The sequence below is a fragment of the Solicola gregarius genome (genome assembly GCF_025790165.1).
Lineage (GTDB): Bacteria > Actinomycetota > Actinomycetes > Propionibacteriales > Nocardioidaceae > Solicola > Solicola gregarius.
Window position 1 is genome coordinate 302113 of record NZ_CP094970.1, and the last position, 18806, is coordinate 320918.

Annotated in this window: 20 protein-coding genes; 6 read left to right on the forward strand and 14 right to left on the reverse strand. The window is 68.5% G+C overall.

From position 1 onward, the window contains the following. Window positions 1-306: 306 nt before the first annotated feature. On the forward strand, window positions 307-870 hold the full coding sequence (locus L0C25_RS01570; RefSeq protein ID WP_271634617.1) for an O-methyltransferase: 564 nt from the start codon (window positions 307-309) through the stop codon (window positions 868-870). On the opposite strand, the gene L0C25_RS01575 is transcribed toward L0C25_RS01570, so the two are convergent. Together L0C25_RS01575 and L0C25_RS01580 are read right to left on the reverse strand one after the other, a co-directional pair. Then, window positions 857-1357: an anthrone oxygenase family protein gene (locus tag L0C25_RS01575; RefSeq protein WP_271634618.1), complete on the reverse strand. Its 501-nt coding sequence runs from the start codon at window positions 1355-1357 to the stop codon at window positions 857-859. The genes L0C25_RS01570 and L0C25_RS01575 overlap by 14 nt on opposite strands. Before the next feature lie 5 nt (window positions 1358-1362). Further along, window positions 1363-2202 carry an NAD(P)H-binding protein gene (locus L0C25_RS01580; RefSeq protein ID WP_271634619.1) on the reverse strand — a complete coding sequence of 280 codons (840 nt, stop codon included), beginning with the start codon at window positions 2200-2202 and terminating at the stop codon, window positions 1363-1365. An 88-nt stretch (window positions 2203-2290) separates the two neighbouring features. Between L0C25_RS01580 and L0C25_RS01585 the strand changes: the two genes are divergently transcribed. After that, window positions 2291-2776, forward strand: a complete 486-nt coding sequence (locus L0C25_RS01585) for a MarR family winged helix-turn-helix transcriptional regulator (RefSeq protein WP_271634620.1) — start codon at window positions 2291-2293, stop codon at window positions 2774-2776. Window positions 2777-2822: 46 nt separating this feature from the next. On the opposite strand, the gene L0C25_RS01590 is transcribed toward L0C25_RS01585, so the two are convergent. The 6 genes from L0C25_RS01590 to L0C25_RS01615 all read right to left on the reverse strand — a co-directional run bounded on the left by L0C25_RS01590 (window position 2823) and on the right by L0C25_RS01615 (window position 8690). Further along, complete coding sequence (locus tag L0C25_RS01590) at window positions 2823-4247, reverse strand: GH1 family beta-glucosidase (protein ID WP_271634621.1); 1425 nt, start codon at window positions 4245-4247, stop codon at window positions 2823-2825. Window positions 4248-4350: 103 nt separating this feature from the next. Further along, on the reverse strand, window positions 4351-5187 hold the full coding sequence (locus tag L0C25_RS01595; protein ID WP_271634622.1) for a carbohydrate ABC transporter permease: 837 nt from the start codon (window positions 5185-5187) through the stop codon (window positions 4351-4353). Next, window positions 5187-6170, reverse strand: coding sequence for a carbohydrate ABC transporter permease (locus L0C25_RS01600; protein ID WP_271634623.1), 984 nt, complete (start codon window positions 6168-6170; stop codon window positions 5187-5189). The genes L0C25_RS01595 and L0C25_RS01600 overlap by 1 nt, the downstream gene beginning before the upstream one ends. 81 nt (window positions 6171-6251) lie before the next feature. Then, complete coding sequence (locus L0C25_RS01605) at window positions 6252-7544, reverse strand: ABC transporter substrate-binding protein (RefSeq protein WP_271634624.1); 1293 nt, start codon at window positions 7542-7544, stop codon at window positions 6252-6254. A gap of 125 nt (window positions 7545-7669) precedes the next feature. After that, entirely contained in the window at window positions 7670-8020 is a 351-nt protein-coding gene (locus L0C25_RS01610; RefSeq protein WP_333908586.1) for a substrate-binding domain-containing protein, read from the reverse strand. Beyond that, the gene (locus L0C25_RS01615) at window positions 7950-8690 is read right to left on the reverse strand and encodes a LacI family DNA-binding transcriptional regulator (RefSeq protein WP_271634625.1); all 741 of its coding nucleotides are present in this window, start codon (window positions 8688-8690) and stop codon (window positions 7950-7952) included. Before L0C25_RS01615 ends, L0C25_RS01610 begins: the two co-directional genes overlap by 71 nt. 224 nt (window positions 8691-8914) lie before the next feature. On the opposite strand from L0C25_RS01615, the gene L0C25_RS01620 reads away from it, so the two are divergent. From L0C25_RS01620 to L0C25_RS01630, 3 genes are all read left to right on the forward strand, one after another. Continuing rightward, window positions 8915-11776 (forward strand): ThuA domain-containing protein, encoded by a 2862-nt coding sequence (locus tag L0C25_RS01620; RefSeq protein WP_271634626.1) that lies wholly within the window; start codon window positions 8915-8917, stop codon window positions 11774-11776. A 106-nt stretch (window positions 11777-11882) separates the two neighbouring features. Further along, entirely contained in the window at window positions 11883-12161 is a 279-nt protein-coding gene (locus tag L0C25_RS01625; protein WP_271634627.1) for a type II toxin-antitoxin system Phd/YefM family antitoxin, read from the forward strand. Window position 12162: 1 nt separating this feature from the next. Continuing rightward, window positions 12163-12567: a type II toxin-antitoxin system VapC family toxin gene (locus tag L0C25_RS01630; protein ID WP_271634628.1), complete on the forward strand. Its 405-nt coding sequence runs from the start codon at window positions 12163-12165 to the stop codon at window positions 12565-12567. On the opposite strand, the gene yczE is transcribed toward L0C25_RS01630, so the two are convergent. Continuing rightward, window positions 12539-13219, reverse strand: coding sequence for a membrane protein YczE (gene yczE, locus L0C25_RS01635; RefSeq protein WP_271634629.1), 681 nt, complete (start codon window positions 13217-13219; stop codon window positions 12539-12541). The genes L0C25_RS01630 and yczE overlap by 29 nt on opposite strands. Before the next feature lie 62 nt (window positions 13220-13281). On the opposite strand from yczE, the gene yczR reads away from it, so the two are divergent. After that, a complete protein-coding gene (yczR, locus tag L0C25_RS01640) occupies window positions 13282-14718 on the forward strand; it encodes a MocR-like transcription factor YczR (RefSeq protein ID WP_271634630.1) in 1437 nt (478 codons plus the stop codon). Here the strand turns inward: yczR and L0C25_RS01645 are convergent. The 5 genes from L0C25_RS01645 to L0C25_RS01665 all read right to left on the reverse strand — a co-directional run bounded on the left by L0C25_RS01645 (window position 14708) and on the right by L0C25_RS01665 (window position 18608). Then, complete coding sequence (locus L0C25_RS01645) at window positions 14708-15409, reverse strand: TenA family protein (RefSeq protein ID WP_271634631.1); 702 nt, start codon at window positions 15407-15409, stop codon at window positions 14708-14710. The two genes, yczR and L0C25_RS01645, sit on opposite strands and share 11 nt — an antisense overlap. Further along, window positions 15402-16235: a bifunctional hydroxymethylpyrimidine kinase/phosphomethylpyrimidine kinase gene (thiD, locus tag L0C25_RS01650; RefSeq protein WP_271634632.1), complete on the reverse strand. Its 834-nt coding sequence runs from the start codon at window positions 16233-16235 to the stop codon at window positions 15402-15404. Before thiD ends, L0C25_RS01645 begins: the two co-directional genes overlap by 8 nt. 10 nt (window positions 16236-16245) lie before the next feature. Then, window positions 16246-16890: a thiamine phosphate synthase gene (gene thiE / locus L0C25_RS01655; protein ID WP_271634633.1), complete on the reverse strand. Its 645-nt coding sequence runs from the start codon at window positions 16888-16890 to the stop codon at window positions 16246-16248. Window positions 16891-16895: 5 nt separating this feature from the next. After that, window positions 16896-17693, reverse strand: coding sequence for a hydroxyethylthiazole kinase (gene thiM, locus L0C25_RS01660; protein ID WP_271634634.1), 798 nt, complete (start codon window positions 17691-17693; stop codon window positions 16896-16898). A gap of 162 nt (window positions 17694-17855) precedes the next feature. Further along, window positions 17856-18608 (reverse strand): IclR family transcriptional regulator, encoded by a 753-nt coding sequence (locus L0C25_RS01665; protein WP_271634635.1) that lies wholly within the window; start codon window positions 18606-18608, stop codon window positions 17856-17858. Window positions 18609-18806: the final 198 nt, after the last annotated feature.

Below are 18806 nucleotides of genomic sequence, written 5' to 3' on the forward strand. Positions count from 1 at the left end.
CTGGCTCGGAGTTCCAGCCAGGCCGTGCGACGAACCGTCCGATGGATCACATCAGAGAGGTCTACTGCCGAGGAAGGTAGCGCTGTTGCGGTTTTCATCCTCGCGGCGGGAGCTCCGGGCCAAACGCCGAACTCCGCGGCGAGGGTGGCCTACGTGGCCTCGCCGCGGCAGATGAGAATTACTACGAACTTCCGCATGATGCGGGCAACGTTAGGTCACCGCCCGATCACCGGCCAAGCGACTTGCGCGGACTTCTCAGGATCCGAGACACCGAACTCACTTGGTGGACTATGAAACACTGCCGGGGTGAGCGCGCCAACCGACGTACCAGACCTGGTCACCCGCGCCCTCGACCTCTCCCGGCAGGAGGGATTCATCACCGCGACCCGGCACGAGACCGGCCGCCTGCTGGCCACCCTCGCGGCATCGCGACAGGGCACGCTCGCCGAGCTCGGCACCGGGTGCGGAGTCGGATCGGCGTGGATCAGCAGCGGTACGGGCGGCGACGCGCGGGTCGTGACCGCCGAGCTCGACCCAGGGCTCGCGCAGAAGGTGCAGGACATCTTCGCCGAGACGTCGGGCGTCGAGGTGATCGCCGGAGACTGGACGGCGCTCGAGCAGTACGCGCCGTTCGCGCTGCTGTTCGTCGACGTACGCGACGTCAAGGGCAGCGTCGAGGCGGTCTGCGACCTGATGGAGCCCGGCGGCATGGTCGTGCTCGACGACTTCACGCCGTGCGAGTCGTGGCCGCCGATCTTCGAGGGACGCGTCGACGTGATGCGCGAGCAGTGGCTCACGGATCCGCGGTTCACGGCGGTCGAGGTGATGGTCTCGGCCGACTCGTCGGTGCTGATCGCTACCCGGCGCTAGCCACCGGCCGACCGGGCGGTGTTCGCGTCGCGGCGGCGATCAGGACTCCGAAAGCCGCCACGGCCGCGCCTGTACGGAGCGCATGGGCGAGCTGCCAGCGGTCGCGCACGCTCATCCAGTCCGTCGGCGGCGACTGCACGTTCCAGTCGAGCTGATCGGTGTTGATCGGCAGGTTGACGACGAGGGTCAAGGCGAGGACGGCGACCAGTAATGCGAGCGCCGTCAGCGCGAGCAGCGGGCGACGCCGGTCGGCTTTGTAGGCGAAGACGGCGAGCAGCGCAGTGGCAAGCAGCGCCGGCAGCAGCGTGCCCGTGGCTAGCCGGTCCAGCGAGTCGAGCTCGGCAAGCCGGACCTCGGTGTACGCCTGACCGTCGAGGTCGCGCAATGACAGTTCGAGGACGAGGACCGCGACGAGGAAGCCGGCGAAGAGGCCAGCGAAGACCAGACTCACCCGCTGCGCGACCCTGGCGACCTGACTGTTCGGCATGTTCGTCACTCCTCGAAGGCGCCGGCATTGTCGGCGGCCCACGCGGCGAAGCTGCGCGCGGGGCGACCCAGCAACCGCTCGACGGTGTCGGTGGACGGGCCGGGACTCTGCGCGTAGTCGGCCAGCGAGCCGAGGAGCCTGTCGGGGATCTCCTCGGGAAGGCCCTGGGCGAGCATGCCCTGGCGAATCTGTTCGGGGGCCAACTCCTGGAAGACCAGGTCCCGGCCGACCGCCTCGCCGATGATCCGGACCCGGTCGCGCTGGTCGAGCGGCTGCGGCCCCGTGAGCACGTACGCACGCCCGGCGTGCTCGGGGTCCACCATCGCCCGGACGGCCACCTCCGCGATGTCGCGGTGATGGATCGGCGAGGATGTCGCGGCGGCGTACGCGCCGCGTACGATGCCGGCCGCGCGGATCTGCGGCGCCCAGGCAAGGGCGTTGGCGGCGAAGTCGGCGCACCGAAGGAACGTCCACGCCAACCCGGACTCCTCGGCCGCCGCCTCGACCGCGCGGAACTGCTCGGCGAACCGCCGTTCTCCGGCGGGGTGCACCACCGTCGCGGCCGACAGCACCACCACCCGCCGCGCACCTCGGTCGGCGGCCAGCGACAGCAGAGCCGCTGTCGCGCCGCCGACGGCGCGCGGGCTGAGCAGGATCGACTCCACCCCGTCGGGCAGTGCCGTGGGACCGTCCGGCCGGGACGGATCACCGAGCACCATCCGCGCACCCTCGGGCAGCACAGCGGCCGGATCGCGGGTGACTGCCGCCACCTTCTCGCCGGCCGCCAACAGTTGCTCGGTCGCTTCTCGCCCAACGCTTCCCGTCGAGCCGATCACCACGTGCATTTGCGATACCCCCTGGGAGTCGACACCCGCCGGTTCGCGTGCCGTAATGTACGAGAACCATAACATATTGATTTGAGATTCGTACATTATGACTTCCAAAGCATCCAGTACTGCGGCCCGAGGCAGACGACGGGCCACCGCCGAGGTCAAGAGCGGCCTGCGCGAGCTGAGCGTGCATCTCACGCTGCTCAACCGGCAGGTAGGCGGCCGCCTCGGACTCAAGGAGGTCGACCTGGACTGCCTCGATCTCATCAACGCCCACGGCCCCCTGACCCCGACTGCCCTCGCGCGCCAGGCCGGGCTTCACCGCGCCACCCTGACCGGGGTGCTCGACCGGCTCGAGCGCGCCGGCTGGGCATCCCGCGACCGCGACCCGGACGACCGCCGGGCAGTCCAGGTCCGGGCATTGCGCGATCGCAACGCCGAGCTGCTCGGGCTCTTCGCCGGGATGAACACGTCGGTGGACGAGATCTGCGGCGACTACGAGAACGCCGAGCTCGAGCGGTTCGCTGACTTCCTGCACCGCACCGCCGAAGCCGGGCGGAAGGCGGCTGACGACCTGGCCGACAAGTGACGTGGGCGGGTACCGACGTGGCTTCCGTTTGACCCGCAGGCGCGCCTCAGCCGCGCCGCCGTACCTGCCGTGCGATCAGGTCCGAGTACCAGCGAGCGCTCGTTTTGGGTACGCGCCGCTGGCTGGCGTAGTCGACGTACACGATCCCGAACCGCTTCGTGTAGCCGTACGCCCACTCGAAGTTGTCGAGCAGTGACCAGACGAAGTACCCGCGTACCGGAGCACCGGCCTCGATCGCGTCCCCGACGGCCGCGATGTGCCGCGACAGGTACTCGACGCGCATCGGGTCGTCGACGCGGCCCTCACCGTCGACCAGGTCATCGAACGCCGCGCCGTTCTCGGTCACCAGCAGGTCGACGCCCGGCGCCTGCCGGTGCACGCGGAGCAGTAGCTCGGTGAGTCCCCGTGGGTCGATGCTCCAGCCCATCACCGTGTACGGCCCCGGTTGGCGCGGGAACTCGATGTCGTCGGATGCCGGCCAGGCCGACGCCGCGCCGTCGCCGTGCCCGTCGGACTCCTCGCGCGGGCCGTCGCCGTCGTACCCCCGCACGACCGTCGGGCTGTAGTAGTTGACGCCGATGGTGTCGAGCGGCTGGCAGATGGCGTCGAGGTCACCGTCGCGTACGAAAGACCAGTCCGTCACGCTGCCGGTCTCGTCGATGATGTCGTCGGGGTAGTGCCCGTCGAGCATCGGGTCGAGGAATACGCGGTTCTGCAGGCCGTCGACCCGCCGTGCCGCTGCGGTGTCGCGGTCGAGCAGCGTCTGCGGTCGCACCGACGCGAGGTTCAACGTCACGCCGACCTTGGCAGTAGGTGCCTGCTGTCTGATCGCCTGCACCGCGAGCCCGTGCGCGAGGTTCAGGTGGTGCACTGCCGCGAGCGCGGCGGCCGGGTCGGTACGTCCCGGCGCGTGCACGCCACTGGCGTACCCGAGGTACGCCGAGCACCATGGCTCGTTGAGCGTGACGAAGGTGGCGACCCGGTCGCCCAGGTGTTCGGCGGCCACCGCGGCGTACTCCCCGAACCGCTCCGCGGTCGTTCGGCTCGGCCAGCCGCCCGCGTCCTCCAGTGCCTGCGGCAGATCCCAGTGGTACAGGGTGATGACCGGGTCGATGCCCGCGTCGAGCAGCGCGTCCACCAGCCGCGAGTAGAAGTCGATGCCCTTCTGATTGACGGGACCGAGAGCGTTCGCATCCACCTGCGGCGTGATGCGCGGCCAGGAGAGCGAGAAGCGGTACGAGTCGAGGCCGAGGTCGCGCATCAGCGCGACGTCCTCGAGATAGCGGTTGTAGTGATCGCAGGCGATGTCGCCGTTGTCGTCGGATCGAACCCGGCCGGGTGTGTGGCTGAACGTGTCCCAGATCGACGGCGTCCTGCCGTCGGTGTCGATGGCGCCCTCGATCTGGTACGCGGCCGTCGCGGCACCCCACACGAACTTCGGCGGGAAGGCGCGCTCGATACCGGTGGGCACAGCGTCTTCGTGAGCTTGTTGTGTCGTCATGAGCGTGCGGACGCCGCGGCGCCCCCTCCCTTTGTCGATTGGCGGATCAGGTCGTGGTGAGTGAGTCGGGCGATCATCCCTTGACGGCGCCGGCCATGATGCCGCCGACGATCTGGCGTCCGAGGATGACGAATGCGATCAGGACCGGCGCGGTGCCGACGAGGGTTCCCGCCATGATCACCGCGGTGTCCGGTACGTACCCGCTGCCCAGGTTGTTGAGCGCTACCTGCACCGTGGGGTTGTCGGAGTTCAGCGTGATGATCGGCCAGAAGAAGTCGTTCCACGCCGTCATGAACGTGAGCATCCCGAGCACGGCCATCCCGGGCCGGGCCGACGGCAGGACGATGCTCCAGAACATTCGCAGCGACGAGGCGCCGTCGACACGTGCGGCCTCGATGAGCTCGTCGGGCAGCGACTGGGCGATGTACTGGCGCATGAAGAAGACGCCGAACGCCGTGACGAGCGTCGGCAGGATGACCGAGGCGAGGGTGCCGATCAGCCCGTAGTCGGACATGATCATGAACAGCGGCACGACACCGAGCGTCGGCGGGATCATCATCGTCGCAACGGTGAACCCGAACAACGTGTTGCGACCGCGGAATCGCAGCTTCGCGAACGCGTACCCCGCCGAAGTGCAGAACAGCACCGTGCCCACCGTGATCGCCGTGGAGACGATGACCGAGTTGGTGATCGCGAGCCCGATCTGCTGCTGCTCGAGCGCAGTGCTGATGTTCGACCACAGATTCGGCCCAGGGGTCAACGGGGGCGGCGACTGCGCCATGTCCGACATCGGCCGACTGCCCGCGACGATCATGTAGTAGAAGGGGAACACGAACGCGATCGCGGTCAGCGCGAGCATCGCGTACCCCATCGGCCCGAGCCGGTTGGCCATCCGCTGCCGGCGCGCCATCAGCCCTCCTCCCCGAGCAGGCTGGTCCCGCGCATGCGCCAGCGGGCGATCGCGGTGTTCAGGAGTACGAGGACGACGATCAGCAGGAACGACACCCAGGCGATGGCCGCGGCGCGACCGAGTGCGCCGAACTGCCAGCCCTGTTGGTACATGAGCAGCCCGAGTGTCTGGTACTGGTTCGTGCTGCCGCCGTTCGGCAGCCCGCCACCGAACAACAGTGGCTCACCGAAAAGCTGGGTGGCGCCGATCGTGGAGACGACGATGGTGAAGAGGATCGTCGGTCGTAGGCCGGGCAGCGTGATGTAGCGGAACTGCTGCCACTTGGACGCGCCGTCGAGCGCGGCCGACTCGTACAGGTCGTATGAGATCGTCTGCATGCCCGCGAGATAGATCAGCGCGTTGTAGCCGGTCCAGCGCCAGATCACGATGACCGAGATCGCGATCTGCGCGGTCCAGTCGCCGTTGCGCCAGTCGATCGCTTCGATCCCTGCCAACGACATCGCCCAGTTCGCGAAACCACCATCGGTTGCGAAGATCTGCCCGAAGATCAGCGTGGCCGCGGCGACGGACGTTGCGTACGGCAGGATCATCGAGATGCGGAAGAACATCCGCACCCGCATGCCGTAGTTGAGCAGGTGGGCCAACCCGAGCGCGAGCAGCAGCTGCGGGATCGTCGAGAGTGCCCCGATGGTCACGGTCTTCCATGCCGCGTTGTAGAACTCCGGGTTGGTGAACAGCCAGCGGAAGTTCTCGAATCCGACCCACGACATGTCCGAGCCGAGACGCGCGTCGTACAGGCTGATCCACGCCGTGTAGATCAGCGGGAAGAGCCCGAACGCCGCGAACACCAGGAAGAACGGCGCCAGGTACGCGTACGGCGCGACGCGGCCCTCGCGTTGGCGTCGGCCCCGTCGCCGCGGCTTCGGCTCGGGGACGGGCGCCTGCGTACGCGAGCGGGCGGGCGCGGTCGTGGGTGTCGTCATCGGCTCTCCGGTGGCGGTGGCGGGACAGCGACGAACGGGTCGGTGCGGTCGGCTTGCGTCGGGCCGACCGCACCGATCCGCTCAGCCCACCTGATTCTCAACGGTCGACACCGCCTGATCCCAGGCGTCGTCGGCGCTCACGTCACCGGTCTCCACCGCCAGCAGTGCCTGCACCATGGCGTTCTTGATCGCGCCATCGAGCGGACCGAGCAGCTGTGTCGGCGCGGTCTGTGCCGACTTGCTGAAGATCTGGCCGATCGGCGCATCGTTGAAGTACTCGTCCTTCACGTCGGCGACCTGCTTCATCGCGTCGGTGTTCGACGGGAAGTTGCCGACCTCGGAGAAGACCTTTGCCTGCTGCTTGGCGTCGGTGAGCCACGCGATCAGGTCGGCGGCCTCCTCCTGGTGCTCGCTGACCTCGGGAATCGCGAGGTAGGAGCCGCCCCAGTTGCCACCGACGCCGCCCGGCAGCGGCATGACGTCCCACTTGCCGCTGCCGTCGTCACCGGCCTTGCCCTTGATGTAACCCACCATCCAGGACGGGCACGCGATCGTCGCGAACGAGCCGGTCGAGAATCCCTTGTCCCAGCTGGCGTCCAGGAACTGCTCGAGGCCCGCGGTGAGCCCCGACTCCCCCGCCGACGCCGCGAGGTCGAACGCGTCGCGCACGGCCGGGTTGGAGTCGTAGATCAGCTCGCCGTCCTCGTCGTAGTAGATCGTCGACTCCGTCGACACGATCGCGTTGTACAGACCGCCCGCGGAGTCGAGGAACGCGGAGTCCTCGGGGGCGTTGGCCGAGTAGTCCTCGCCGAGGGCGAGCAGGTCGTCCCAGGAGCCGATCTGCTTCGACAGCTCGTCGGGGTCGCTGGGCAACCCGGCCTCCTCGTACAGGTCAGACCGGTAGCAGAGGGCCATCGGGCCGATGTCGGTGCCCATGCCGATCACCTTGCCGTCTTCGGTCGTCGCGGCGTCGCTCTTCCACTCGGGGTACAGGTCGAGGTTCCGCGCCGCCTCGGTGTCGGAGAGGTCGCTCCACTTGTCGGCCTGGTTCTCGGTCGCCTCGGCGATGCGCGCGACCTCGATGCCCTGGATGTCGGCGAGACCGCTGCCGGAGTTGAGCTTGGTCTGCAAGGCGGGCCAGTACTTGTCCTCGCCCTGGGTGGATTGGTAGTCGATCTCGATGTCCGGGTGCTGCTTCATGTACGCGTCGAACAGCCCGACCTCGTCGTACCCGAACGTACCGAACAGGCTGATCGACAGGGTCGTCTTGCCGCCCTCGTCCGACTCACTGCTGCCGCCGCATGCGGTCGCAACCAGGGATGCCGCGAGTACGGCGGCGATAGCGGCGGTCCGCTTCTTCCGTGCGCTGAACATATGTCCTCCTGGCCGCGTCGGCGGCCTCAATGCAGCGCCCTCATGAAAGGTGTGAGAGCGCTCTCACGATGTACATGGGCAAGAGTGGCGTACGTCACCCTGCGGTGTCAAGAGCCGGTCCGCGCTCACGCGGACTGCCGAGGCACGAGCTCGGTCGCGAGCACGAGCGACGTGGCCTCGCGGCCCTCCGCAGCGTCGATCAGCAACCGCGCCATCTGCCGTCCCAACGCGTCGAGCGGCTGCCGGATCGTGGTCAGTCGCGGATGCGTGGTCGATGCGACGGGCACGTCGTCGAAGCCGACGACGGCGAGGTCGTCGGGTACGACCCGGCCGCGCTCGACGGCCTCCTCGATCGCCGCGACCGCCATCAGGTCGTTGGCGGCGAAGATGCCGTCGATGCCGGGGCTACGCTTCGAGGAGCTGGGCCATCGCGGCGCGGCCGCCGTCCATGCTGAAGTAGCCGGAAACGATGCGATCGGCGGGCAGGTCGAGGCCGCCGGCCGCGACGCCGCGCCGGAAGCCCTCGAGCCGATCCGTCGTGACGGTCATGTCGTCCGGGCCGGTGATCGTCGCGACCTCGGTGCACCCTCGCTCGAGCAGTACCCGCGCCGCGGCCTCGCCGCCACCGACGTTGTCGGACGAGACGTACGGCAGCGCGGGCCGACCACGAGGCGGACGACCGGCCAGCACGACCGGTACGCCGAGGTCGTGCACCCTCCGCGGCAACGTGTCGTGTGCGTGCACCGACACGAACATCACGCCGTCGACGTGCCCGCCCGCGGCGTACTGCTCGAGTCGGGCGCGATCCTCGTCGTTCGCGACGATCACGAAGAGCAGCGGGCGGCCGCGCTCCGCCGCGGCGTCGTGCGCACCGCGCAGCACCGGGGCGAAGAACGGGTCGGCGAAGAAGACGTCCTCCGACTCGGCGACGACGAACGCCAACGCATCGCTCTGCCGGGTCACCAGCGAGCGCGCCGCCCGGTTGGGGACGTACCCCAGCTCGTCGGCCGCGGCGCGTACGGAGTCTCGAGCGTCGTCGCTGACCCTGGTCGAGCCGTTCAGCACCCGACTCGCCGTCGCCCGGGAGACGCCTGCCCGCGCGGCAACCGCCTCGAGCGTCACCGGTGATCGTCGGTTCTCCGTCACGCTGCCCCTTCCAGGCCGATCAGAGTGGGATCAGTATGCACACGCGTGGCGCGGACGTGACGGCACGCCGGTCGTACGGCCCATGCGCGGCTCCACGCCGCCGGACTTTCGTCGAATGCCATCCAGAACTTGTATGACCATTGACGGAACTGACCTCACCTGGCTACTCTCGTGATCGACTTAGCCACGTGATCCGGGTCACATTGCACGATCAGGAGTCGCAAATGCCCTCTCTCGATCCGACCCGACGCCCGTCCGGCGCCGCCACGCGGAAGGCCGCCATCCTGGCCTTCTTGCTGGCGCTGCTCGGCGCACTGCTCGCCCCGCTGGCGGGGGCGTCGCCGCCCGCGACGACACAGCAATCCGCCGAGCCACCGGCGACACAACGCGCCAAGCCGGCGAAGTTCGACGTGCTCGTCTTCTCCAAGACGGCCGGCTTCAGGCACGACTCGATACCGGCCGGGATCCGTCGTATCAAGCAGCTCGGCGCGGCCAACGGGTTCCGAGTCGACGCGACCGAGAACGCCGGAGCGTTTCGGCGCAACCGGCTGCGTCGCTACGAGGCCGTCGTGTTCCTCAGCACGACCGGCGACGTCCTGAACAACCGCCAGCAGCGCGCCTTCGAGCAGTGGGTCCGCCAGGGCGGCGGCTATGTCGGCGTCCACGCCGCGGCCGATACCGAGTACGACTGGCCGTTCTACGGCAACCTCGTCGGCGCGTACTTCAAGAGCCATCCGGCGATCCAGGAGGCCACCGTCAAGGTGGCCGACCAGGTGCACCCGTCGACGAAGCACCTGCCGGACCGGTGGGTTCGCACCGACGAGTGGTACGACTACCAGGCCAACCCGCGCGGCGACGTGCACGTGCTGGCCAGCCTCGACGAGTCGAGCTATGAGGGCGGAACGATGGGCAGCGACCACCCGATCGCCTGGTGCCAGCGTTTCGACGGTGCCCGCTCCTGGTACACCGGCGGCGGTCACACCGCAGAGGCGTACGGCGAGCCCGGCTTCGCCAAGCACCTCCTCGGCGGTATCCGCTGGGCCGCCGGCGACGTCGCCGGCGACTGCGGGGCGACCACGCAGCAGGGATTCCAGAAGGTCACGCTGAACGACCGCCCCGGCGAGCCGATGGGGCTCGCCGTGCTCCCGGACGGCCGCGTGCTGCACACCGACCGCACCGGCGAGGTACGTCTGCACGACCCGCAGACCGGGCTGAACACGTTGGCCGCGAACCTCACCAACCTCGTCTACAACCACGACGAGGAGGGCGTGCAGAGCATCGCGATCGATCCCGCCTTCAAGCGCAACCGATGGGTGTACCTGTACCACTCGCTGCCCACCGGCGAGACACCCGTCGACGACCCGTCGACACCAGACGTCAACGAGGGCGACGCGCCGACGACCGGCACTGCCGAGGACTGGGAGGCGTACAAGGGAAAGATGCGGCTGTCGCGGTTCAAGTTCACGGCCGAGGGAACCCTCGACCTGGACTCCGCGCAGACGATCATCGAGGTCCCGGTCGACCGAGGTCAGTGCTGTCACGTCGGCGGCCACATCGACTTCGACGGACAGGGCAACCTGTACCTCTCCACCGGTGACGACTCGAACCCGTTCGAGTCCGACGGATACACCCCGATCGACGAGCGTGCTGACCGCAACCCGGTCTTCGACGCGCAACGGTCCGCGGCGAACACGAACGACCTGCGCGGCAAGGTGCTGCGGATCCACCCGAAGCGCAATGGTGGCTACACCGTCCCGGACGGCAACCTGTTCCCGGAGGGCGCGCCACAGACCCGCCCTGAGATCTACCTGATGGGGCTGCGCAACCCGTTCCGAATCTCGGTCAACAGGGAGAACGGTGACCTCTACGTTGCCGACTACTCACCGGACGCGAACGACGCGAACCCGGATCGTGGACCTGCGGGGCAAGGCAAGTGGTTCGTCGCCCGCGACCCCGGTAACTACGGATGGCCGTACTGCGCGACGGCGGAACTCCCCTACGTCGACTACGACTTCGCTACCGAGGAGTCGGGCGAACAGTTCGACTGCGCGAACCCGGTGAACGAGTCACCGCACAACACGGGTTTGCGTCAGCTGCCCCCGGTCGAGCAGCCGGATGTCTTCTACAGCTACGACGAGTCGGAGCAGTTCCCCGAGCTCGGCACCGGCGGCATCGGCCCGATGGCCGGTCCCGCGTACGACTTCAACAAGCGGTCCGACTCGCGGGTGAAGTGGCCGGAGTACTACGACGGCGCGCCACTGATGTACGAGTGGACCCGCGACTGGGTCGGCGAGATGCGGCTCGACAACAAGGGCGAGGTATTCGACATCAACGAGGTGCTGAAGTCCTTCACCTTCGACGCCCCGATGGACATGGAGTTCGGCCCCGACGGCGCGCTGTACGTTCTCGAGTACGGCGACGGCTACTTCGCAGAGAACCCGGCCGCCCAGCTGTCCCGGATCGACTACGTACGCGGAGGCCGCACGCCGAACCCGAAGGTCGAGGCGACGCCGACCAACGGCGACGCCCCGCTGGAGGTGACCTTCTCCAGTGCGGGGACGAGTGACCCGGACGGGGACCGGCTGACCTACCAGTGGGACTTCGATGCCGACGGGACGTTCGACTCGCAGGAGGAGAATCCGACGTACACCTATCCGGAGAACGGCGTCTACGAGGCGACGCTGAAGGTCACGGACCGCACCGGGCGCTCCGCGTCCGCCTCGGTCGAGATCGTCATCGGAAACGATCGGCCGGTTCTGGAGTTCATCACTCCGCAGGAGGGTGACCCCTTCGAGTTCGGCGACACCGTGCAGTACGAGATCAAGGTCACCGACGACCAGGAGGTCGACTGCAGCCGGGTGCAGGTGGCCTACATCCTCGGACACGACAGCCACGGCCACCCACAGACCGAGACCACTGGGTGCACCGGACAGCTCGAAGCCCCGCTCGCGGGGGGTCACGAGGGCGAGGACAACCTGCGCGGGGTGTTCCACGCGTCGTACGCCGACCAAGGTCCGGACGGTGACGGAGTGGGCTCGCTCACCGGTGACGCGGAGGTCGCCCTGGTGCCGACCGGAGGCAACTGAGAACGCGCAGTCGGGGTGGTGAGGTCGCGGACTCGCGGCCTCGCCACCCCGCCGTATGCCCGCGCGCATCCCAGCACAGAATTGTACATCAGTGTACAGTCTGCACATGACTACGTACACGCTCAGCGAGGCCCGTGCGAACCTGTCGGCCATCCTCGACAGTGTCGAGCGCGGCGAACCTGTCGAGATCACCCGCCACGGAAGGCCGGCCGCGCGCTTGGTCGCGCCCCTGCGGTCCGAGGCACGCGCGGAGCGTATGTGGGCCGACGTGGAGCGCATCCGCGTCGATCTACACGCGGCGGTCGACCACCCGCTCCGACCGGCAATGGCGTACGACGCCGATGCACACGTCCACGCGATCCGCGCCGAACGCGACGCGCGCTGAGATGGATGCGTTCGACGCCGACGTCTTGATATACGCGGCGAGCGGCGATCCTCGAGGTGCCGAAGTCCAGAACCGATCAGCGGACCCGTCCGGAGCACCCATCGGGATCGGCTCCGTACTACTCATGAGCGAGTTGCTCGTTCATCCCCGTCGGCACGGCCATGACGCCGAGTACGACGCCCTCATCGTGCTGCTCTCCCGCATCGCGCTCGTACCCGTAGACGATACGGTCGCAGCCGCATCGGTGTCGCTCGGCGCTCGGTACGGCCTCAAAGCGCTGGACGCCTTGCATCTCGCCTCGGCGGTCGTTGCCGGCGCTGACCGCTTCGTCACAAACAACCGTCGCGACTTCAACGCACCGATCGGCGAGATCGAGATCAGCTTTCCGAGGGAGTACGAGATCTAAGCCGCACCGACACCAGCGGCAGGAAGAACTGCACGATCGGGCCGATCGCGAGCGCATACACGACCGTACCGAGACCCACGGTGCCGCCGAGCAGGAAACCGGCGGCGAGCACCGTGACCTCGACGCCGGTGCGAATGACCCGAACGCTCAGCCCTGTCTTGCGTACGACGCCGAGCCAGAGGCCGTCGCGCGGGCCCGGCCCCAGATGGGTACCGATGTAGAGCGCACCCGCGAGGCCGTTGAGCACGACTCCGGAGATCAGCAATGCGAACCGTGCGACGAGCGAGTCCGGCTCGGACATGACCGCGAGGCCGGCGTCCGCGGCGAGCCCGATGACGATCACGTTCAGCACGGTGCCGAGCCCGGGCCACTGCTTGAGCGGAATCCACAGCAGCAGCAGAACCGCGCCGACGACGATCACCACCTGGCCGAAGGTCAGCGGCACCTGGCGCGCGATTCCTTGATGCAGGACGTCCCAGGGGTCGAGGCCGAGCACCGCCTCGACCTGCATGGCCATCGACCAGCCGTACAGCACGAGGCCGAACAACAACTGCGGCACGCGCCGGGTCAGCCTGCCCGCACGGAGCTGTTCGAGCGGCGTCAGTACGGGCGGCTGGTACGGGGCGCGCCGGGTGCGCAGGAGCGTGGGCATGGATCCATTTTGGTACGCATGTGGCCTGGTATTCGATAGCCAATTGCGAGAGGGTGGACTACATGGTCGTCGCACAGCTGTCCGCACGTCGCCTGGTCGACCTGGTGTCCGACTATCCGGACACCAGGCCGGCTTACCGGTCGCTCGCCAACGCCATCCGCGGCGTACTGGTCGACGGACGCGTGACGCACGAGACCCGGCTGCCGAGCGAGCGCGAGCTCAGCATTGCGCTCGGCGTGAGCCGAACGACGGTCACCCGGGCGTACGGCGAGCTGGTGGCGTCCGGCTGGGCGAGCGCCCGTCGCGGTTCCGGTACGACGTTGATCCTGCGCGGCCTGGACCACACGGGTGGCAGCCAGCTGGTCGCGCCCGAGGTGGAGGACGGCGTGATCAACCTGATGATCGCGGCGCCGCCCGCACCGCCCGGCACGATGGACGCCGTCGAGCGCGCGGTCGCGCTGCTGCCCAGCCGGCTGGCCGGCCACGGTTACCGGATGACCGGCGAGCCGTTGCTCCGCGAGCAGATCGCAGCACACTATGACGATCGGGGCCTCGCCACCGACCCGGAGCAGATCATCGTGACGCCCGGTGCGCTCGCCGCGACCGCGGTCATCGTACGAATGCTGATCGGCCGCGGCGACCGCGCGATCATGGAGACACCGAGCTATACGAACTCCGTTGCGACACTTCGCGCCGGTGGCACTCGCGTCGTCGGGCTCCCGGTCACCACCGAGGGATGGGACGCGGAAGCGTTCGAGGCGACCATCCGCCAGACGGCGCCGCGATTCGCGTTGCTGATCCCCGACTTCCAGAACCCGACGGGCGCACTCATGGACACCGCCACCCGTGATCAGTTCGGCGCCGTCCTGGCTCGCACACGTACGACCGGTGTCGCCGACGAGACGATGGCCGACCTCGCGATCGACCCGCTCACGATGCCGCCGCCGTTCGCCGCATCGAACCCGGACGTGATCACGGTCGGCAGTACCAGCAAGGCGTTCTGGGGCGGCTTCCGGATCGGCTGGCTGCGCGTGCCGATGGCCGTCCGCGATCGGGTCGTACAGGCCCGTACCTCGCTCGACCTCGGCTGCAGTCTCGCCGACCAGCTCATCGCGTACGAGATGTTCGCGCATCGAGAAGCTCTACTCGACGAGCGACGATCCGCACTGCGCGAATCGCGCGACGTACTCGTGGCCGAACTGCGCAGGCTCTTGCCCGATTGGGAGTTCACGACACCGCGTGGCGGTATGACACTGTGGGCTCGGATGCCCGAACCGGTGTCGAGCGCCGTCGTGCTCGCCGCCGAGAGACACGGCCTGCTGCTCGCGTCTGGAGGCCAGTTCGGGGTCGACCAAGACCTGCGGCACTACATCCGGCTGCCGTTCGCCCTACCTGTCGACGTGATGCGCGAGGGGGTCGCACGCCTCGCTCGCGCCTACGCCGAGGCGATCGCCGAACCGACGCTCGTACGCGAGCGCGCAGGTTCGTTCATCGCCTGATCTCCGCTACCGACCCCTGCGGCGTCGGCCAGGTCTCGCCGCGCCACGCAGCGTCCCAGAACATCCACTCGAACCTGGTCGCGCGCACGTACGCCTCGAGCATCTCGGCACGTCGCTGCGGTGTCGCGGCCTCGGCGACGGCGTCAGCGTGTGCCTCCACCGTTCGCACCGCCTGGTCGAACGACGGGTCGGCGTACGCGTCGACCCAGGCACGGTACGGGTGATCGGGGTCGGGCGCCTTCGCGATCACGGCGCTACCCACCTCGGCGTACACACGGAAGCACGGAAGCACGCCGGCGAGCCCGACCTCCACCGGCGCGAACGCCGCGAGCGTCTGCAGGCTGCCGATGTACGCGCTGCACGTCGGGCTCTGCTCGGGCGCGTCCGCCGACCGCGGATCGATGCCACGCGGCGTCAGGTACGACGCGTGCAGCTCACGCTCGACCGCGATGCCCTGCGCGGCGGAGCCCGCGAGCATCGCCGCCGCGGCCGGGTCGGCAGTCCGCGTCGCCAGCGACGACAGTGCCCGCGCGTACCCGATCAGGTAGTGCGAATCGTCGATGAGATAGCGCGCGAACACCTGCTCGGGTAGGGATCCGTCGCTCAACTCGACCAGGAACGGATGCTCCAGGATCGCGTCGTACCACTCCTTGACCGAACGCCATGCATGCTCGGACCAGCCGTCAGTCATTGCTCCCCCTCGGGGGAAGCCCGCCTTCGAGCTCCCATAGGTGGTTCACGGGGCTACGCCCCTCTCCGACCGTCCACGACGCAGCGCTCTCGATCGCCCCACTGACATACCGTTTTGCGCCGTGGATCGCGTCGCGCAACGGCATCGGGTAGATCAGGTAGGTCGCGACAGCCGACGAGAGCGTGCAGCCGGTGCCGTGCGTGTTGGCGGTTTCGACGCGGTCTGCGACGAACATCGCGGGGCCTTCCGCATCGACCAGGATGTCGATTGCGGACGCACCGCTTCCGTGGCCGCCCTTGACCAGCGCGGCTTGGGCACCCAGGTCGCGCAGCGCCGTCGCCGCCTCGATCATCGAGTCGCGATCGCCGGGCTCGTCGACGCCGGCGAGTACGGCGGCCTCCGGAAGGTTCGGCGTGACGACGGTCGCCAACGGCAGCAGGTGCTCTCGGATCGCATCGACGGTGTCGGTCGGTACGAGCCGGTCGCCGGACGTCGCCACCATGACCGGATCGAGCACGACGTCGCGTACGGGATGCCTTCGCATCGACTCAGCGAGCGCGACGACGACCTCCGCCGTGCCGAGCATGCCGATCTTCACCGCCTCGACGTCGAGGTCGGTCACCACTTCTTCGTACTGCTGGACGACGAACTCGGCGGGGATGGGAAGGATGCCGGTGACGCCGCGGGTGTTCTGCGCAGTGAGTGAGGTGATCACCGCAGCTCCGTACACCTTCAGAGCCGTTGCTGTCTTGAGATCTGCCTGGATTCCGGCTCCACCTGAGGGGTCGGATCCGGCGATGCTCAGCATCGCGGGTCGCTTCGCCATGGTCATCCCTTCAGCTCTCGCGCCGGGCGAGCGCATCGTCAACGGTCGACCGCAGCTCGCAGGCCGCGGCTTCCGGATCGGCCGCCGAGCAGATCGCCGACACGACCGCGATGCCGTCGGCGCCGGCAGCGATGACGTCCGCCGCATTCGTCGCGTCGATGCCGCCGATCGCCACGAGGGGTACGTGCGGGGGCATCGACCGGCGCAGTGCCGCGACTCCCGCGAGCCCGAGGGGCGCGGTGGTGTCGGTCTTCGTCGCCGTCGCCCACACCGGGCTGGCCGCCAGGTAGTCGCTCGCACGTACGTTCTCGGTGTCACCGAGCTGGGCGAGGTCGTGGATCGACCATCCGATCAGGGCGTCGGCACCGAGCAGGTCCCGCGCCTCGGCCGGTGCGATGTCGTCCGGCCCGACGTGGACCCCGGCGGAGCCCGTCGTACGCGCGACGTCGGCGTCGTCGTTGACCAGGATCGGCACCCGTGTATCCCCGATGGCGATGCTGAGCTCGTCGTACCGCGCGGCGAGCGTGTCGGGCCGAGCGTCCTTCTCGCGTAGCTGAACGAGCGTCACGCCGCCGTCGACGGCCGCACCGACGATGTCGGCCAGCGGGCGGCCGCGGGTGTCACCGGTGACGAGGTAGAGGCGCGGGTCGAGCATCACGCTCACCGGCCGACGTGCTGTGCCAGACCGCCCGCGTCGAGACGGGCCAGCTCGTCGAGCAGCCGCCAACGCAAAGATCCGGGGCCCTCGGCGGAGGCGCCCGCGATCTCGCCGGCGGCCGACAACATCGCGAGCGCCGCGGTCGTCGCCTCGAACGCATCGTCGTGCGCTGCGACGCACGCACCGACGAGTGCGCTCAGGGAGCAGCCGAGCGCGGTGATCAGCGGCATGCGTGGATCGCCACCACGCAAGGCGATCGGCTCACGCTCCCCATCGGTGACGTAGTCCTCGGGCCCCGTGACCGCGACGATGCTGCCGGTGCGTTTGGCGAGCGCGTCGGCGTGCTCGCGTACGTCGTCGAGTGAAGCGTCGCTGTCGACGCCCTTGCCGCCCGCGGTGCGCGTTGCGATGGTGAGCACCTCGCTGGCGTTGCCGCGGATCACCGTCGGGTCGAGCTCGAGCAGCCGGTCTACCGACTCGCGACGATAGCTCGTCGCGCCGACGGCCACCGGGTCGAGAACCCAAGGCTTGTTGGCGTCTCGCGCTACCTCGACCGAATCGAGCATGCCGTCGACCCACCGTGGCGACAACGTGCCGATGTTGGCGACGACCGCGCCCGCCAACGCTGCGAACTCCCCTGCCTCGCGTGGGTCGTGCACCATCGCGGGAGACGCGCCGGCGGCGTTCAGTACGTTGGCCGCGAGATCCATCGAGACGTAGTTCGTGATGCACTGGACGAGCGGCGCCTGCTCGCGTACCGCTGCATGCACGGCGATGACGGCTGGCGTGATGTGACTCATCCTTGGCTCCCTTGCGCCGGCATGACCCGGATCAGGTTCGACGGGTGTGATCTCAGCCTTGCGGCACCCCGGTATGGCGAGGCGGGAGCGAGGTACGAGCGGATCGTCCGAGCGTGACCGACAGCTCCGGCCCTTCTGTTCACGCTCAGCCTACAAGAGGGCCTAACCCAGGTCGGCGGCGAGAGCGGCGGCCGCCTTGGTCAGCACGGGCACCGCGCTCTCCACCAGCTCGTCCGACATCCGCGGCACCGGCCCGGACATGGACACCGCGAGCCTGGTGGACGTCGAAGGCACGACCACGGCGACGCAGCGCACGCCTACCTCCTGCTCCCCTTCGTCGAGCGCGTAGCCGCGCTCGCGACACTGTGCGACCTGCGCGATGAACTCGTCGGGGTCGGTGAGCGTGTGCGGGGTGTGGCGCTCCATCCCACCTCGGGCGAGCAGCTCGCGGATCTCGGTTTCCGACGACTCGCCGAGCAGCGCCTTCCCGACGGCGGTGCAGTGGGGCGACACCCGACGCCCCACCTCGGTGAACATCCGCATCGAGTGACTGCCGGGTGCTTGCGCGACGTACGCGACCTGGTCGCCGTCGAGCATCGCCAGGTTGGTCGTCTCACCGGCGGAGTCGACCACGCGCCGAAGGTGCGGAATCGCAACGTGGTTCAGCATCGTCTCCGAGCTGTCCGCGAGCAGGAGCAGTCGTGGCCCGAGCGCGTATCTCCGCGACGGCTCCTGCCTCAGATAGCCGAGGTCCACCAGCGTTCGTACGAGCCGGTGAATCGTCGGCAACGGAAAGCCGGACTCCTGCGACAGTTGGGAGAGTCCCATCACGCCACCATTGGCGGCGACCAGCTCGAGCAGCGTGAACGCACGCGCGATCGACTGAACGCCTCCGGAACGTCGTTGGTCCGCCATGACACTCTCCCCTCTGCATTGACACTAGTGCCCTGTGTACGAAATGATTCGACGTCTTTCGCCGCCCAGGCGGCGCCCCGCGGCGTTCTCGTCGTCGGAAATAGGACCGACTATGACTGTCCTCCTCGTCCTTGCGGATGCATCCACCTGGACGACGCCTTCCGTCAAACCACTTCGTACACAGGACACTAGTACGCC

Coding starts and splice junctions, on each gene's coding strand:
- L0C25_RS01575 (WP_271634618.1), bottom strand. CDS start 1,357: ATGCCGAACAGTCAGGTCGCCAGGGTCGCGCAGCGGGTGAGTCTGGTC.
- L0C25_RS01580 (WP_271634619.1), bottom strand. CDS start 2,202: ATGCACGTGGTGATCGGCTCGACGGGAAGCGTTGGGCGAGAAGCGACC.
- L0C25_RS01585 (WP_271634620.1), top strand. CDS start 2,291: ATGACTTCCAAAGCATCCAGTACTGCGGCCCGAGGCAGACGACGGGCC.
- L0C25_RS01595 (WP_271634622.1), bottom strand. CDS start 5,187: ATGGCGCGCCGGCAGCGGATGGCCAACCGGCTCGGGCCGATGGGGTAC.
- L0C25_RS01600 (WP_271634623.1), bottom strand. CDS start 6,170: ATGACGACACCCACGACCGCGCCCGCCCGCTCGCGTACGCAGGCGCCC.
- L0C25_RS01605 (WP_271634624.1), bottom strand. CDS start 7,544: ATGTTCAGCGCACGGAAGAAGCGGACCGCCGCTATCGCCGCCGTACTC.
- L0C25_RS01620 (WP_271634626.1), top strand. CDS start 8,915: ATGCCCTCTCTCGATCCGACCCGACGCCCGTCCGGCGCCGCCACGCGG.
- L0C25_RS01625 (WP_271634627.1), top strand. CDS start 11,883: ATGACTACGTACACGCTCAGCGAGGCCCGTGCGAACCTGTCGGCCATC.
- L0C25_RS01630 (WP_271634628.1), top strand. CDS start 12,163: ATGGATGCGTTCGACGCCGACGTCTTGATATACGCGGCGAGCGGCGAT.
- yczE (WP_271634629.1), bottom strand. CDS start 13,219: ATGCCCACGCTCCTGCGCACCCGGCGCGCCCCGTACCAGCCGCCCGTA.
- yczR (WP_271634630.1), top strand. CDS start 13,282: ATGGTCGTCGCACAGCTGTCCGCACGTCGCCTGGTCGACCTGGTGTCC.
- L0C25_RS01645 (WP_271634631.1), bottom strand. CDS start 15,409: ATGACTGACGGCTGGTCCGAGCATGCATGGCGTTCGGTCAAGGAGTGG.
- thiD (WP_271634632.1), bottom strand. CDS start 16,235: ATGGCGAAGCGACCCGCGATGCTGAGCATCGCCGGATCCGACCCCTCA.
- thiE (WP_271634633.1), bottom strand. CDS start 16,890: ATGCTCGACCCGCGCCTCTACCTCGTCACCGGTGACACCCGCGGCCGC.
- thiM (WP_271634634.1), bottom strand. CDS start 17,693: ATGAGTCACATCACGCCAGCCGTCATCGCCGTGCATGCAGCGGTACGC.
- L0C25_RS01665 (WP_271634635.1), bottom strand. CDS start 18,608: ATGGCGGACCAACGACGTTCCGGAGGCGTTCAGTCGATCGCGCGTGCG.